Source organism: Novosphingobium sp. (assembly GCF_965214355.1).
GTDB lineage: Bacteria > Pseudomonadota > Alphaproteobacteria > Sphingomonadales > Sphingomonadaceae > Novosphingobium.
Map to the genome: position 1 here is coordinate 3,137,572 of NZ_CBDCBI010000002.1, position 15,230 is coordinate 3,152,801.

Sequence of the window (15,230 nt, forward strand, 5' to 3'; positions counted from 1 at the left end):
ACCCCCTGCGCCAGACGCGCCAACCCCATGCCGAAACCCGCACAATTCCTTGCGCCAGACTGCGCCATAGGTGCGCCATCCCCCCCCTATATATAAATATATGGGTGCCCCCGCTTGGGGCGGCGCACCCCGATTTATATCGATCGTTCGAACACCTCGCGCGCGTGCGCGGAATGCGCGAAAGCGTCGGGCGAATTGTTCTATTCGGGTCATCGCGCGAGCGCGCGCACGCGAAGACGGAAGTATTGACCAGCAACAGGACGGCAATCATGGGCAGGCATAGCAAGGGCGTGGCGACATTCTGGGCGCAAATCCACGAAGGGATTGCACGCCAGCGTCAATTCGATGCCTGGGCCGCCGATCTGGACGACGACAACAAGCGCACGCTTTTCAAGGTTCACGCTCGCAAGCAGCAAGAGGCCATCGACGCGGGCAGGATCTACATCCCCAAGCGTCCGGCCTACCTTCGCGGATTAACTTGCGGGGCTATAAAAAGGGATGGCGAGTCGTGCGGCATGACCGCGTTATGCGCCAACGGGCGTTGTGTCTGGCATGGCGGCAAATCGACCGGGCCAAGAACGACAGAGGGCCGGGCGCGGGCATTGGAAAACCTGAAATTGGGCAGGCAAAAGCGCGGGAAGTCACGGGCGGATTAAATAACGGGATTTTCCAGCGATCACCCCGCACCTGACAAAACCTGACATTCGCCCGGCGCGGCGCGGGAAGTCATGGGGTTTCTAAAATACAGGGATGTTCTGGCTATCGCGCCGACCTGTCAAAACCTGTCATTCGTGGCCATCGTTTCGGCATAGTGCTGGGCAAGTGCCGAACCACGCGTGCGGAATGCGCAATTCGCGGAACCGTACGCGCGCACGCGATGCGTTGGGAAAGCGGTTTCGGCTGATCTGGCGCGGATTCTGGCCGGAATTGCACATAAAAAGGCCGCCGACTCTCGCCAGCGGCCCTCTATTGTTGGATGAATTGGATTAGGCGTATGTGACCCGGACGTTCTGGCGGCGACGCAAACGAGTGGCCATGCCGATCAGCCCAAAGCCCACGAGCATCATCGCCCATGTGCCCGGCTCAGGGACAGCCGACGTTGCGGCGCTGTCGATACCGACGTTGAAACCGTGCCAGTATTCCGGGTTTGTGTCAGAAAAAGTTAGGCTGTTGAACGTGCCCGAAAATTCGATCACGCCGGCTGCTTCGCTCGTTCCGGTAAACGAAGTCGGGGTTGTCTGGTCGATCGTGCCGCATCCCCAATATGAGCAGTTGTTACTGACGACAGTGAACGGAGAAGATGTGGTTACGGACGCGCCATTAAAACTCACTAGCGACAGATAAACGTTGCTAACTGGCGCGCTGAATGTGATCGTTTCCGTTCCCGCGTCGCTGAGAGCGATAATGTCAGGACCTGAATTAGGAACCGCACCATAATAATTTGTGCCAGATCCATTAAGCTGATCAAACGCGTAATCTCCGGTGGCGGCAAAACTGATCCCGCCGACCGTGCCATTGACCTGCCCGGCGGCATTGTTTGTGATGCCGTTGTCTGAAGTCAAGCTTGCCCAAATCGGTGCCGCCTGCGCGCTACCACTTACCGCAACTGCCGTGCAAAACACAGCGGCCATCAAGCTTTTCGAAATGACTTTCATGAAACAACTCCCAAAGAGCCCACTTTCATGCAGGCACGCGTCGCACAAGTAGCAAGGGTTGTGCCACGCCCATATGCATATGATTTATAACAACTAAATTTACGTCGACTGACGTGGTGTAAGCTGGCCTGACACGTTCTATCCTATTTGGCGACGCCGGTGATCCTTGATCCCGATCAATGGCAAGCTTGGCTTACCGCGCCTTTGCAGGATCTGTATCGGTTTGACAGTCCGTATCCAGCCGACCGGATGGCGGTTGACGCAACAGACCGACCTTGGAGCGGAAAGGCGGCGGGTAGCCTGGCCAACTATCCGGAACTACCCCTTTGATCCGACGATCAGCCGATCGAATGCCGCGCCACCATTTTGGGCCATCACCACGCGAAACTAATCCGCGTGCTTGCTATGTGATTGCTAGAGACGCCAGCCTCACACACATGAGGCCAAATCACCATCTAAATCATTGAAAGGATGGTGCCGCTTAGGTGACTCGAACACCTGACCCCCACATTACGAATGTGATGCTCTACCGGCTGAGCTAAAGCGGCGCGCCCATGGGCGGGAGCGGTGCCTTTAACGGGGGTTGCGCAAAGTGGCAATGGGGTAATTTGAATAGCCCATTGCCCATCCCTCCTCGGGAGTATCCGGGATAGGCGGCATGCCCGACACCTTATCCATCGATGGCCCGGCGGCTTGTCTCGGGCAGGAATATCACGCCGATCACCAGCGTGCCGGCCGCAACAACGACCGGGTACCACAGCCCATAGAAAATATTCCCGTTGGCCGCGACCATCGCAAAGCTGATCGCCGGCAACAGCCCGCCGAGCCAGCCATTGCCGATGTGATACGGCAGCGACATCGCCGAATAGCGGATGCGGCTGGGGAACAGTTCGACCAGCAGCGCCGCGATCGGGCCATAGACCATCGTGACCAGCAGCACGAGGTAGAACAGGATCGCGATGACCAGTGGCACGTTGATCTGGGCCGGATCAGCCTTGGCCGGATAGCCGACGGCGGCCAGTGCGCCGGCGACGGCGGGTTTGGCTTCGGTCGCGGGCTTGCCCGCTTCGGCCGGTTTGGCAGGCGTGGCCGCCTTGCCGACGACGCTGGTGGTAAAGGCGGCAATCGCCGCCTTCTTGGCATCGCCTTTGACTTTTGCCGGATCGGGCGCGACGAAGTGCGACTGGCCGATGGTGATGCTGGCGATCGTGCCCGCGGGCGCTGCGACGTTGCGATAGTTGATGCCCGATTTGGCCAGGATCGCCTTGATGATGTCGCAGCTGGTGGTGTCATAGGTCTTGCCGCCGACCGGATCGAATTGCGAATGGCATTCGTCCGGATCTGCGGTGACCGTGACCGGCGCGGTTGCCTGGGCGTGGGCCAACGCGGGATTGGCCGCAACGGTCAGGTACTCGAACGCCGGAAACAGCGTCAGCGATGCCAGCGCGCAGCCCGCCAGGATCACCGGCTTGCGCCCGACACGGTCCGACAGCGCGCCAAACACCAGGTAGAACGGGCTGGCCAGAACCAGCGCGGCCGCCAGCAGCATGTTGGCGGTCAGTCCTTCGAGCTTCAGCATTTTTTCGAGGAACGTCATCACGTAAAGCTGGCAGCAGTAGAAGATCACCGCCTGGCCTGCGATCGCGCCGAAAAAGGCGATGATGACGAAACGCAAATTCACCCATTGGCCGAACGCTTCGGTCAGCGGCGCTTTCGATCCGGTGCCTTCGGCCTTCATCTTCTGAAACACCGGCGATTCGTGCAGTTTCAGCCGCAGCCACAGCCCGACCACCAGAAACAGGCCCGACAGCAGATAGGGAATGCGCCAGCCCCACGCCTTGAACGCGTCTTCGCCAACGCCCGTCAGCGGCGAGCGGACCGTGATCACGATCAGCAGCGCCATCGCCAGCCCGGCGGTCGCGGTGATCTGGATCCAGCTGGTATACAGCCCGCGCTTGTTGGCGGGCGCGTGTTCGGCGACGTAGCTTGCCGCGCCGCCATATTCGCCGCCCAGCGCCAGGCCCTGCACCATGCGCAGTACCACCAGCAGCGTCGGGGCGAGCACGCCGGCGGTCTTGTACGTCGGCAGGCATCCGACCAGGAAGGTCGACACGCCCATCACCGCCAGCGTGATGATGAACGTATAGCGCCGCCCGACCATATCGCCGATGCGCCCGAACACCAGCGCGCCGAACGGCCGCACGATGAACCCCGCGGCAAACACCAGCAGCGCCATGATATAGGCGGTCGTCGGGTTCAGCCCGGTAAGGAACTGCGCCGCGATGATCGTGGTGAGCAGGCCGTAGAGGTAGAAATCGTACCATTCGAACACGGTGCCAAGCGAACTGGCGGTGATCACCAGCCGTTCGTTGTGCGTGACCGGTCCCGGTGCGGTGTCGAAAGTCGTTGCCATTGTGGTGTTCCCCCCCGGGGTGGCCCGCGATGCCGGGCCGTGTTTTTTGTGGCGCCAATCGACAGTGTTTGGGCCGGGTTTGTCAATCACCAACCGTGATTGTCGCAAACGGTTCGTGAAGATCAGAGCGATTGCGCGCGCCAAAATCAGCGCCGCGACCACGCGACGGCTTTGCAGGGCGGCTCGGACGCGCCATACGGTGGGCAGGCACCGCGCGTGGCGCAGGAGGTTTTGATGGGCGAGGCAGTGTATCCGGTTCCGGCAGGCTGGGCGCAATCGGCGATGATCGATCAGGCGCGGTATGAGGACATGTACCGGCGCTCGATCGAGGAACCCGACGCGTTCTGGCGCAAGGAGGCGCAGCGGCTGGACTGGATCAAGCCGTTCACGACGGTAAGAAACACGTCGTTTCATCAGGCCGATTTCGGGATAGAATGGTTTGCCGATGGCACGCTGAACCTGTCGGCCAATTGCCTCGACCGCCATCTGGCAACGCGCGGCGATGCGATCGCGATCCTGTGGGAGCCCGACAGCCCGGACGAGCCCGAGCGGCGCATCACCTACAAGGATTTGCACGCCGACGTGTGCCGCGCGGCGAACCTGCTCAGGGCGCGCGGCGTCAAGGCGGGCGACCGCGTGACGCTGTACATGCCGATGGTGCCCGAAACAGCGGTCGCGATGCTGGCATGCGCGCGGATCGGCGCGGTGCATTCGATCGTGTTCGCCGGGTTTTCGCCCGATGCACTCGCCGGGCGGATCACCGATTGCGACAGCCATATCGTGCTGACCTGCGACGAAGGCTTGCGCGGCGGTCGCAGGGTGCCGTTGAAGGCCAATGTCGACGAAGCGCTGAAACAATGCCCCGATGTCGCCACGGTGATCGTGCTCAAACGCACCGGCGGCGCTGTCGCATGGGACGATAGCCGCGATGTGGATTGGCATGCGGGGCTGGCCGAACAGTCCGCGCAATGCCCGCCTGTGGAAATGAACGCCGAAGACCCGCTGTTCATCCTCTACACCTCGGGCTCGACCGGCAAGCCCAAGGGCGTCATGCATACCACTGGCGGCTATGCGGTATGGGCGTCGATCACGCACGAATACGTGTTCGATTACCGCCCGGGCCAGGTGTTCTGGTGCGCGGCCGACGTGGGCTGGGTCACCGGGCATTCGTATGTCGTCTACGGCCCGCTGATGAACGGCGCTACCACCGTGATGTTCGAAGGCGTGCCCAATTACCCCGATCCCAGCCGTTTCTGGCAGATCGTCGACAAATACGGCGTCGAGATTTTCTATGGCGCCCCCACCGCGCTGCGCGCGCTGATGCGCGAAGGCGATGCGTGGGTGAAGAAGACCAGCCGGGCGAGCCTGCGCCTGCTGGGATCGGTGGGCGAGCCGATCAATCCCGAAGCCTGGGAGTGGTATCACAATGTCGTGGGCGACGGGCGTTGCCCGATCGTCGACACCTGGTGGCAGACCGAAACCGGCGGGATCATGATTACGCCACTGGCCGGCGCCACCGCGCTGAAACCGGGCTCCGCGAGCCGGCCCTTTTTCGGCGTCAAGCCGGCGCTGCTCGATAATGATGGGCGGGTGCTGGAGGGCGCGGCCGATGGCTGCCTGGTCATCACCGACAGCTGGCCGGGGCAGATGCGCGGCGTGTGGGGCGATGCGGAGCGGTTTTTCCAGACGTATTTCACCACATTCAAGGGCCAGTATTTCACCGGCGACGGGTGCCGCCGCGACGAGGACGGATATTACTGGATCACCGGGCGCATCGACGATGTGATCAATGTGTCCGGCCACCGCATGGGCACGGCGGAGATCGAGAGCGCACTGGTCGCGCATCCCAGAGTGGCCGAAGCCGCGGTCGTGGGCATGCCGCACGAAATCAAGGGCCAGGGCATTTACGCATTCGTTACATGCAACGCCGATGTCAGCCCCGACGATGCGCTGCGCCAGGAGCTGGTCAAATGGGTGCGCCGCGAGATCGGACCCATTGCCACGCCCGATGTGATCCAGTTTGCGCCGGGCCTGCCCAAGACGCGATCGGGCAAGATCATGCGGCGGATTTTGCGCAAGATCGGTGAAAACGATCTGTCGAACCTGGGCGACACGTCGACACTGGCCGATCCGTCGGTGGTCGACAATCTGCTCGCCAACCGGCCGCAACCGGCGCCGGCGTAACATCGCGTTACAATTGCGGTGATTTGCCGTCAGTGGGACAAACGCCCGGCCGGTGCGATTTTTTTCGCATCCTCTCCCAAGGCCCGGGCCGGACGATCGTCACTGACGGCAGGCCGGGGTCTAGACGTTATCGCATGACAAGTCAGCCATAATTCGCCCCGTTCCGGACAAGCTGCCAATTGTTGCGACATTGTTACCACTATGGTTTCGCATGCACCGGGTTTTGCGCTCACACGATCGACCAACCGCCTCCCGCCCGAGGTTATCTTGCCCGGCACCGGAACAAGCCGCGCCAAAAGGTATTCCGGTAATCAGTTGACAGGCATTCGAAAATTCAGGGCCTGACTGCGCACCACCTGTGCGCAATGGTCCTGCCGTCTGCGCCAAACCCCATCCCCCCCGGAGTAGACCCTATGATGACTGCAACCCGCCGCACCTTGACCACCGCCCTTGTCGCAATGGCTGCCGTCACCGCGCCGGTCGCCATTCCTGCGGCGCAGGCCCGTTCGGCCGCCGAAATCGCCGCGCAGGGCCAAAGTTCGTTGCGTCATCTCGAAGCGACCGAGCCCCAGGCCCGCTTTTATGCAAAGCACGCGCGTGCGGTGCTGGTGTTCCCGTCGATCTTCAAGGCCGGCCTGGTGTTCGGCGGCGAAAGCGGCAACGGCGTGCTGTTGATCGATGGTCGTCCGGCGGGCTTCTACAACCTTTCGGGCGGCACCTGGGGCCTGCAGATCGGCGCCGAGAAATTCAGCTATGCCCTGTATTTCATGAATGACACGTCGCTGCGATATCTGCGCAAAAGCGCGGGCTTTGCGGTGGGCACCGGCCCCAGCGTTGCGGTGATCAACAAGGGCGCTGCCGTGGCGGCCGATACCACGACGATTGCCAAGGACGTCTATGCGTTCCCCTACCGCGAAAAAGGTCTGATGGCCGATCTGACGTTGCAGGGCACGAAGATCACGCCGATCCACCCCAACTAAGCGAAGCGTTTTGCAATCGGGGTGGTAGGCTCTAGACCATGACGGACTATATCCGACCGGAACCACCCCGATGATTTGCCCAATTCGATGAGCCGGCCCAAATCGGACTCTGCCAGAATAACAATGGACGAGCTGGCCCAGGCCGCCGGCGTTTCCAAGATGACCGTATCGCGCGCACTGTCGGGCCATCCGCTGGTCAAGGACAGCACGCGCGAACGGGTGCAGCACCTCGCCCAGACACACGGGTTTCGCATCAATGTCGCTGCGCGCAATTTGCGCCAGCGCAGCACGCGCACGATCGGCGTGGTCATCGAAATGACTCCGTCGCATGACCGATCGATGGCCGAGCCGTATCCGCTGTCGCTGCTTGGCGGGATCATGCAGGAATTGACAAGCAACGCGTACAACATGGTGCTGACCACGCTGCCGCTGTTCACCGCTGCGCCGCCCGCGGTCGACGGGTTGATCCTGCTGGGCCAGGGCATGCACGAAGATGCGGTCGAAACCGTACAAAGCGCAGGCCTGCCTTACGTGATCTGGGGCTCGGTCGATGGCAACGAAGACCATGTGACTGTCGGGTCGGACAATGTCGCAGGCGGCGTGATTGCGGCGGCGCATTTGCTCGCCCAAGGCCGGCGCCGTTGCGTGTTTGTCGGCGATGCCACCCATCTTGAAATCGCCGACCGGCTGCGCGGGTTTCGCGACGGCATGGCGCAGGCGGGCGCGGCCATCGTTGCGACTGCCGACAGCCCGTTCACGCAAGAGGGCGGCTATCAGGCGGCGCGCAAGCTTCTGGCCGATGGCTGTGCGTTCGATGGCGTGTTTGCGGCGAGCGACGGAATCGCGATGGGCGTGATCGCCGCGCTGCATGATCAGGGACGCACGGTTCCCGATGATGTTGCGGTAATCGGGTTCGACGATGCGCCCGGCGCGGCGCTGTTCAGCCCGCCGGTCAGTTCGATCCGGCAGAACTGGGATCGCGGCGGAACGTTGCTGGCACAAAAGATTCTGGCGCTGACCAAAGGCGGCAAAGCCGTGTCGGAAACATTGCCGGTCGAGGCCAAACCCCGGAAATCATGATGTTTTAGCAGATACTGCCACGCACAGTGTGGCAGAAATGTGCGCGACTCAAAAAATGTTATCGATAACTTGACAACGATACCATTCGGTCTTTATTTCGCACCTCAAGACATCGACACCTGCCGACAAGGTGCGATCAGGAGAGGACCGAAAAGTGCCCGACGCCGCGCATGCGCATGCTCCAGTGATTCACCAGCCGGCTTCGAAAGAGCCACTGGCGGATTCGTTTGCGTCGCTGTTTGCGCTGGCCAACGGGCTGATCGGCATCAAGGGCTCGATCGAGGAGCGCGCCACCGCGCCCGACCTGATCCTGCCCGCCGCCTATGTCACGCGCCCGATCACGTATCACGAAGCGTTTCCCGGCTATGCCACCGCGACCGAAACCCGCGTGCTGTGCCCCAGCCCGGTGGCGTTGCGCATCGCAATCGACGGCATACCGGTGGAGATGGCGACCGCACGGCAGGACAGTTTTACACGTCATCTCGATCTGGCGACAGGCATCATGCACCGCACCACGCGCTGGCACCTGCGCGACGGCCGCACGTTCGAAATCACGGCCTTGCGGCTGGTACCGCTCGATGGCGGCCCGATCGTCGCCACCCGGTTGACCTTTACCGCGCTCGATTTTGCCGGGCACGTCAAGCTGGAGCCTGTGTTCGGCCTCGGCCAGGATTCCGCCGCCGGCGATGCCGATGATCCGCGCATTTCCGCGCGATTGGTGCGCCGCTGGCAGGCGCACGCGATCGATGCGCACCAGACTCGTTTCATCAGCGGCGACCTCGCGCTGGTCTATACCCAGGCGATCACGCCCGCCGCCGGCGCCGACATGCACGGCGGCGCGATCACCGCGCAGCTTTCGCCTGGTCAATCCATCGGCTTCGACCGCGTGGTTTCCGCCGTTTCTGCCGGCGCGCCGCCCAGCGCTCCTCTCCCCGCGTTCGGCGCGCTGGCAGAACACCAGGCCGCCGCGCTCGATCGCTTCTGGGCGGGCGCTGCCTGCACGATCGATGGTGATCCCGCGCTGACCCGCGCGCTGGCGTTCAACCAGTTCCAGATCCTGCAATCCGCCTCGCGCGACCCGGCGTTCGGCACCGCAGCCAAGGGTCTGACGGGCGACGGCTATGAAGGGCACACGTTCTGGGATGCCGAAGCGTTCCTGCTGCCCGCGCTGGTGTTCAGCGCGCCGGACCGCGCGCGCACGCTTGTCGAATATCGCATCGGTGCACTCGATGCGGCACGCACCAATGCGCGGCTGCTCGGGCATGCCGGCGCGATGTATGCATGGCGCACGATCGCGGGCCGCGAATGTTCGTCGCATTATCCGACCGGCGCCGCGCAGTACCATATCAATGCCGACATCGCGCACGCGCTGAAGCTGTATTGCGATGTCACCGGCGACACCGCGTTTCTGGCGCAGGCCGCCGAAATGCTGTTCGAGACCGCACGCGTCTGGGCGCAGATCGGGCGGTTTGATCCGGCGCGCGCCAGTGAAAACGGGGACGCTGCGTTCTGCATTTACGGCGTGACCGGGCCCGACGAATACACCGCGCTGGTCGACAACGATTTCTACACCAACGCCGCCGCGCGCCAGCACCTGGCTTTTGCGGCCGAAACTGCCCAGCACCTGAAGGCTTCCGATGCGGTCGCCTACGCCGCCCTGGCCAATCGCATTGCGCTGGATGACAGCGAGATCGCGCTGTGGGCGCGCGCCGCCGCCGCGATGTGGCTGCCGGTCGATATTGCGCACGGTGTCACGCCGCAGGATGACAGCTTTCTGTCGCGCCCGCCGTTTCCGTTTGCGCTGCGCGTGCCGGGCCGGCCATTGCTGCTCGATCATCATCCGATGACGCTGTTCCGGCACCAGGTGTGCAAGCAGGGCGACGTGATCCAGGCATTGGCGATGGGCCTTGTCGATATGCCGATCGCGCTGCAATCGGCCAATTACGCGTTTTACGAGCCGGTGACGTCGCACGATTCCACACTGTCTGCGCCTGCCTTTGCGATCGTTGCCGCGCGCATCGGGCAGTTTGCGCAGGCGCACCGGTTCCTCGACGAAGCGGCGTTCGTCGATCTGGAAAACCGCCACCACAACACCGATCACGGCCTGCACATGGCCGCGCTTGCGGGCAGCTGGACCGCGCTGGCCGCCGGTTGGGCCGGGCTTGCGGTGCGCGATGGCGCACTGCATTTCCGCCCGCAATCCGCGCCAGAGCTGACCCATTACACGCTGCGCCTGAACTGGCGCGGCAGCGTGCTGGCACTGGCAGTGACGCCCGAAGGCGCGACATACACCAGCATCGCCGGCGCGCCCGTTACCGTGTTCGATCATGGCCGTGCGCTGACCGTCGGCGCCACCCCTGTGTTCGCGCCTGCACTATCGCTGAAAGCGTTGATTTTCGACCTCGACGGCGTGTTGACCGATACGGCCGAAGACCATTGCGCGGCCTGGGGCGAATTGGCGAGGCGCCACGGATTCACGTTCGATCGCGCGTTCAATGAACACCTCAAGGGCGTCGATCGTGCCGGCTCGTTGCGCCTGATCCTGAACAATTCGGGCAAAACGCTGACCGATGCCGAATTTACCGCCTGCCTGGCCGAAAAGAACGCGATCTATCGGGAGCGGTTGCAGCATTACACCCCGGCCAATCTGTTCGATGGCGTAACCGGGCTGTTTGCTGCGGCGCGTGCCGCCGGCATCCGCATCGCGCTGGCCTCGGCCAGCCGCAATGCGCCCGATGTGATCGCGGCGCTGGGCATCGCCGACCAGTTCGATTTCATCGCCGATGCGGGCGCCATGGCCGCGCAAAAGCCCGCGCCCGATATCTTTCTGGCCTGCGCGCATGCGCTCGGGCTGGCGCCCGATGCCTGCATCGGGATCGAGGACGCACAGGCCGGCGTGGCGGCGATCCACGCCGCCGGCATGGTCGCGATCGGCATCGGCGCGCTCAACGACACCGCTTTCAACGTATCGCATATCCGCGATCTGACCTTGGCCGCAATTCTGGCCGCACACATCTGAACCCGGCAACCCCGCATCAACGGGGCGCCATTCCAGGGAGGACTACCCATGACAACCAGACTGCATACCCGCCACCTGCTGCTGTCGACGATCGCAGCGATGACTGCGCCGATCGCCGCGCAAGCGCAGACCGCACCGGCCGCGACCCCCGCAGCACCCGATGTTGCGCCCAGCGAGATCATCGTCACCGGCCATGCCGGCAGCGGCATCAAGAAGCTGGAAGCCGGCTATTCGATCACCACGATTTCATCGAACGACATCGCGATCCAGAACCCCAAGAGCACCGGCGACCTGCTGAAATCGGTTCCCGGCATCTGGGTTGAAAGCTCGGGCGGCGTCGGCACGTCGAACGTGTTCGTGCGCGGCATTCCCAGCACCGGCGATGCGCCGTTCGTCACGATGCAGCTCGACGGCATTCCGGTGTTCGGCGTCAACAGCCCGTCGTTCATGGACCAGACCGCGCTGGTGCGCGTCGATACGACGATCGCCAATGTCGAAGCGGTCAACGGCGGCCCGGCCGCGCTGTTTTCCGACGGCCAGCCAGGCCTGACCACCAACCTGATCCTGCGCGAAGGCCATGAAACCACGCAAGGCGCGGTCATGGCATCGGTCACCAACCAGGGCGCGACCCGCATCGACGGCTACTTGTCGGGCAAGCTGGCGCCCGACACCTATTACATGGTCGGCGGCTATTACCAGCGCGGCGACACCGTGCGCAGGGCCCATTTCGACACCGAAAAGGGCGGCCAGATCACGGCGAACATCACGCACAAGTTCGACAACGGCAAACTCAACATCTTTGCGCGTTACACCGACGATCACGGCGAATGGTTCCTGCCGTTCTCGACCGATGTTCCCGGCCTGAACCTGGGCACCTACAACCAGCTCAACAAGTACAACCGTACGCTGACGATCGTGACCCCCGGTTCGGGCGGCGCATCGACCGAACAGTTTGACATTGGCAAGGGCCGTGGTTGGAATGGCATCATCGGCGGCGCCAACCTGTCGCTGAGCTTGGGCGACAATATCGATTTCACCGACAAGCTCGGCGGAACCGCCGGCACGTTGCAGACCACCGGCCTGGTGCCAGCATCGCCGACCAGCCCCCTGCCCAAGCCGAGCCCGTTTTTCGGCGAATCGTTCGGCGGTTCGATTACGGTTGCGACAGCATTGGCGGCCGGGTTCGGCACGCCGGGCCAGACCGTGGTCAGCGGCATTCACACCGGCCAGGCCTTGGCAAACAGTGATTACGTCGGCCAGTTCGGCGCATGGGTTGTCGAAAAGCGCCTGCGCTCAATCAACAACGAAGCTGCGCTGACGTTCAAGACGGGCGCGAACAAGCTGACCGCCGGCTATTACTTCAACCACTTCACGTCTGACGACCTGTGGAGCCTGGGCAACAACTACTGGATGCAGGTCGGCGGCAGCAGCGACGTCGTCAATCTGAACAATGCCAATGCCACGACAGGTGCGTTCGCCATCGCCGACCAGGGCAAGGCCGACGAGAATTCGTTCTATCTGGCCGACAGTTACCAGATCACCGAGGACCTGCGCCTCGATGCCGGCATCCGCTACCAGATCCTGAAGACCGACTTCACGATCGAACACAATGGCCCAACGACGTTCATCTCGAAGAACATCCATGCGGTGCCATGGTCGGTCGGGCTCGATTACAAGGTCACGCCCAATCTGAACATTTATGTCCGTGGCAGCCAGGGCTACCACATGCCCACGTTCGACGATCTGCGCTCGCAGATCGGCAACACCGGCCCTGCGCTCGATGACAAATGGAAAGTCACCTCGATCGAAGGCGGCGTGAAGTACCACGAACGCGGCGTCGATCTGTCGGTGACCGGGTTCTATGATAAGGTTACCGGCGAAGTGTACAACGACGTCGGCGTGCCGCCGCAGATTGCGGGCTCGAAGACGTATGGCGCAGAATTTGCCGGGTCGTGGACGAGCAATTTCGGCCTGTCGGTGACGGCTGATGCGGTGATCGAAGACCCCAAGACCGCTTCGCCCGGCGACAGCTTCGACAAGTTGCAGGCCGTGCGCATTCCCAAGTACCAGTTCCGCGGCACGCCTGCGTACAAGGTCGTGTTCGGCGATACGGCGGCAACGGCCTATGCGACGTTCGAGGCATTGGGCAAGCGGTACAGCGATCTGAACAACCTGCAGCCGCTGCCTGCCTATCAGACGGTCAGCGCGGGGATCCTGGTCGAACATGCCGGGTTCAGCGCGCAGGCCGCGGTCGACAACCTGACCAATTCGCACGGTCTGACCGAAGGCAACCCGCGCTTCCTGGCAGGACCTGGCGTTGCGCTCCCCGACTTGCGCCCGATCTTTGGCCGCTCGTACAAGCTGACGCTCGGCTACAAGTTCTGATACTGAAAAGCCCCTCCCCTTCGGGGGTGGGGCTTTTTACATACACGCTTGAATCCAAATCCGCTCATCCTGGGCCGGTCGAAGGACGCGGGCGATTGTCCGGCATGGCGCAACACCGCTTGCGGGTCGGGCGGGCATTGCGCGGGTCCTTCGGCAGGCTCAGGATGAGCGGCCCTGTTATTTTGCGAATAGAGATCGCATCCATCGGGATTTAGCCATCGGTCCCTTCCCTGAAGGGAAAGTGGAAGAAAAAGGACGCCTGTCATGTCCCCCAGAACGCGGCTCATTCTCGCCATGGCGCTGACGTATCTGGCCTATGGCATGATGCTCAACACCGTGGGCACGGTCATCCTGCGCGCGATCGCCAGCCTGGGCGTGACCAAGGCCGGCGCGGGCTGGTTCGACGGGTGCAAGGATGTCAGCATCGCGGCGGTGTCGTTCCTGACCGCGAGTTACCTCACCCGCATCGGCATCCGCCGCGCGATGACAGGCGCGCTGGCGCTGTCGGTCGCGGCCTGCCTGCTGATGCCCCTGGCGAGCGCCTATTGGGCGATCTGCCTGCATTTCGTGATGATCGGCACTGCGTTCGCGTTCATCAAGGTCGGCATCTACACGCTGATCGGCCAGGTGACCGATAGTCCGCGTGCGCATGCGGCGATGGCCTCGGTGATCGAAGGCTGCTTCATGGTCGGGGTGCTGGGCGTCTCGGTGCTGTTCAGCCTGTTCGTCGGGCGCGGGCTGGTCGATACCAGCCACGACTGGCTCAACCTGTACTGGATTCTCGCAGGCCTGTGCGCGGCATGCCTGGCGCTGATGCTGACCACGAGCCCAGATCGGCCCGCCCCGTCCGGCGAAACACAGTCGATCCCGGCGATGCTGGCGCTGGCGCGGCTGCCGCTGGTGATGGTGTTCATCCTTTGCGCATTCTCCTACGTGTTCGTCGAACAGGGCATCGGCACCTGGCTGCCGACGTTCAACAACGAAGTCCTGCGCATGCCCCAGTCGATGAGCGTGCTGGCGGGCAGTCTGTTTGCCGGGGCGCTTGCGCTCGGGCGACTGGGCGGCGGGGTGGTGATCGCGCGGTTCGGGTGGTACCGCGTGGTCAATGTGTCGCTGGGCGCGGTGGCGCTGGCGATCATGGCGATCGTACCGCTCAGCCACCATCTGTCGCCGGCGCCGGTGTCCGACTGGGCGCATGCACCGCTGGCGATGTGGCTGTTCCTGGCGATCGGGTTGTTCATGGCGCCGATCTATCCGACGCTGGTGTCGGTGCTGCTGTCGTCGAGCCCCAAAGTGCGCCACGCCGAGTTGATGGGCCTGGTCGTGATCTTTTCGGCGCTGGGCGGCACGACCGGTTCGCGCCTGACCGCGATGCTGTTTTCCGGGCTCGATGGCGCGACGGCGTTTGGCTGCATGGTGGTACCGATTGCAGTGCTGGCGGTGGGCGTGACGATGCTGCGCCGGCGTCAGATGCTGGCAACCGTGGCCGATTGATCCAGCCGCCATGTTGCGTC

The 15,230-nt window shown here is 63.0% G+C and carries 9 protein-coding genes and 1 tRNA gene; 7 read left to right on the top strand and 3 right to left on the bottom strand.

All coding sequences use genetic code 11. From position 1 onward, the window contains the following. The first annotated feature begins 269 nt into the window (after nucleotides 1–269). Nucleotides 270–656, top strand: coding sequence for an HGGxSTG domain-containing protein (locus ACOOE2_RS14630; protein ID WP_420383720.1), 387 nt, complete (start codon nucleotides 270–272; stop codon nucleotides 654–656). Between the two features lie 330 nt (nucleotides 657–986). Here the strand turns inward: ACOOE2_RS14630 and ACOOE2_RS14635 are convergent, their stop codons facing one another. The 3 genes from ACOOE2_RS14635 to ACOOE2_RS14645 all read right to left on the bottom strand — a co-directional run bounded on the left by ACOOE2_RS14635 (nucleotide 987) and on the right by ACOOE2_RS14645 (nucleotide 4,068). Further along, a complete protein-coding gene (locus ACOOE2_RS14635) occupies nucleotides 987–1,655 on the bottom strand; it encodes a PEPxxWA-CTERM sorting domain-containing protein (protein WP_420383721.1) in 669 nt (222 codons plus the stop codon). A gap of 472 nt (nucleotides 1,656–2,127) precedes the next feature. Beyond that, a tRNA-Thr gene (locus tag ACOOE2_RS14640) sits at nucleotides 2,128–2,203 on the bottom strand. 122 nt (nucleotides 2,204–2,325) lie between these two features. Next, the gene (locus ACOOE2_RS14645; protein WP_420383722.1) at nucleotides 2,326–4,068 is read right to left on the bottom strand and encodes an MFS transporter; all 1,743 of its coding nucleotides are present in this window, start codon (nucleotides 4,066–4,068) and stop codon (nucleotides 2,326–2,328) included. Nucleotides 4,069–4,302: 234 nt separating this feature from the next. Between ACOOE2_RS14645 and acs the strand changes: the two genes are divergently transcribed. The 6 genes from acs to ACOOE2_RS14675 all read left to right on the top strand — a co-directional run bounded on the left by acs (nucleotide 4,303) and on the right by ACOOE2_RS14675 (nucleotide 15,210). Beyond that, nucleotides 4,303–6,252: an acetate--CoA ligase gene (acs, locus tag ACOOE2_RS14650; protein WP_420383723.1), complete on the top strand. Its 1,950-nt coding sequence runs from the start codon at nucleotides 4,303–4,305 to the stop codon at nucleotides 6,250–6,252. Between the two features lie 413 nt (nucleotides 6,253–6,665). Beyond that, nucleotides 6,666–7,232 carry a YSC84-related protein gene (locus tag ACOOE2_RS14655; RefSeq protein WP_420383724.1) on the top strand — a complete coding sequence of 189 codons (567 nt, stop codon included), beginning with the start codon at nucleotides 6,666–6,668 and terminating at the stop codon, nucleotides 7,230–7,232. 123 nt (nucleotides 7,233–7,355) lie between these two features. Then, complete coding sequence (locus ACOOE2_RS14660; RefSeq protein WP_420383725.1) at nucleotides 7,356–8,312, top strand: LacI family DNA-binding transcriptional regulator; 957 nt, start codon at nucleotides 7,356–7,358, stop codon at nucleotides 8,310–8,312. Between the two features lie 154 nt (nucleotides 8,313–8,466). Continuing rightward, entirely contained in the window at nucleotides 8,467–11,331 is a 2,865-nt protein-coding gene (gene pgmB, locus ACOOE2_RS14665; RefSeq protein ID WP_420383726.1) for a beta-phosphoglucomutase, read from the top strand. A 48-nt stretch (nucleotides 11,332–11,379) separates the two neighbouring features. Then, nucleotides 11,380–13,716 (top strand): TonB-dependent receptor, encoded by a 2,337-nt coding sequence (locus ACOOE2_RS14670; protein WP_420383727.1) that lies wholly within the window; start codon nucleotides 11,380–11,382, stop codon nucleotides 13,714–13,716. Nucleotides 13,717–13,980: 264 nt separating this feature from the next. Then, nucleotides 13,981–15,210, top strand: a complete 1,230-nt coding sequence (locus ACOOE2_RS14675) for an MFS transporter (RefSeq protein ID WP_420383728.1) — start codon at nucleotides 13,981–13,983, stop codon at nucleotides 15,208–15,210. The last annotated feature ends 20 nt before the right edge of the window (nucleotides 15,211–15,230 follow it).

Coding starts and splice junctions, on each gene's coding strand:
- ACOOE2_RS14635 (WP_420383721.1), bottom strand. CDS start 1,655: ATGAAAGTCATTTCGAAAAGCTTGATGGCCGCTGTGTTTTGCACGGCA.
- ACOOE2_RS14670 (WP_420383727.1), top strand. CDS start 11,380: ATGACAACCAGACTGCATACCCGCCACCTGCTGCTGTCGACGATCGCA.
- acs (WP_420383723.1), top strand. CDS start 4,303: ATGGGCGAGGCAGTGTATCCGGTTCCGGCAGGCTGGGCGCAATCGGCG.
- ACOOE2_RS14645 (WP_420383722.1), bottom strand. CDS start 4,068: ATGGCAACGACTTTCGACACCGCACCGGGACCGGTCACGCACAACGAA.
- ACOOE2_RS14630 (WP_420383720.1), top strand. CDS start 270: ATGGGCAGGCATAGCAAGGGCGTGGCGACATTCTGGGCGCAAATCCAC.
- ACOOE2_RS14655 (WP_420383724.1), top strand. CDS start 6,666: ATGATGACTGCAACCCGCCGCACCTTGACCACCGCCCTTGTCGCAATG.
- ACOOE2_RS14675 (WP_420383728.1), top strand. CDS start 13,981: ATGTCCCCCAGAACGCGGCTCATTCTCGCCATGGCGCTGACGTATCTG.
- ACOOE2_RS14660 (WP_420383725.1), top strand. CDS start 7,356: ATGGACGAGCTGGCCCAGGCCGCCGGCGTTTCCAAGATGACCGTATCG.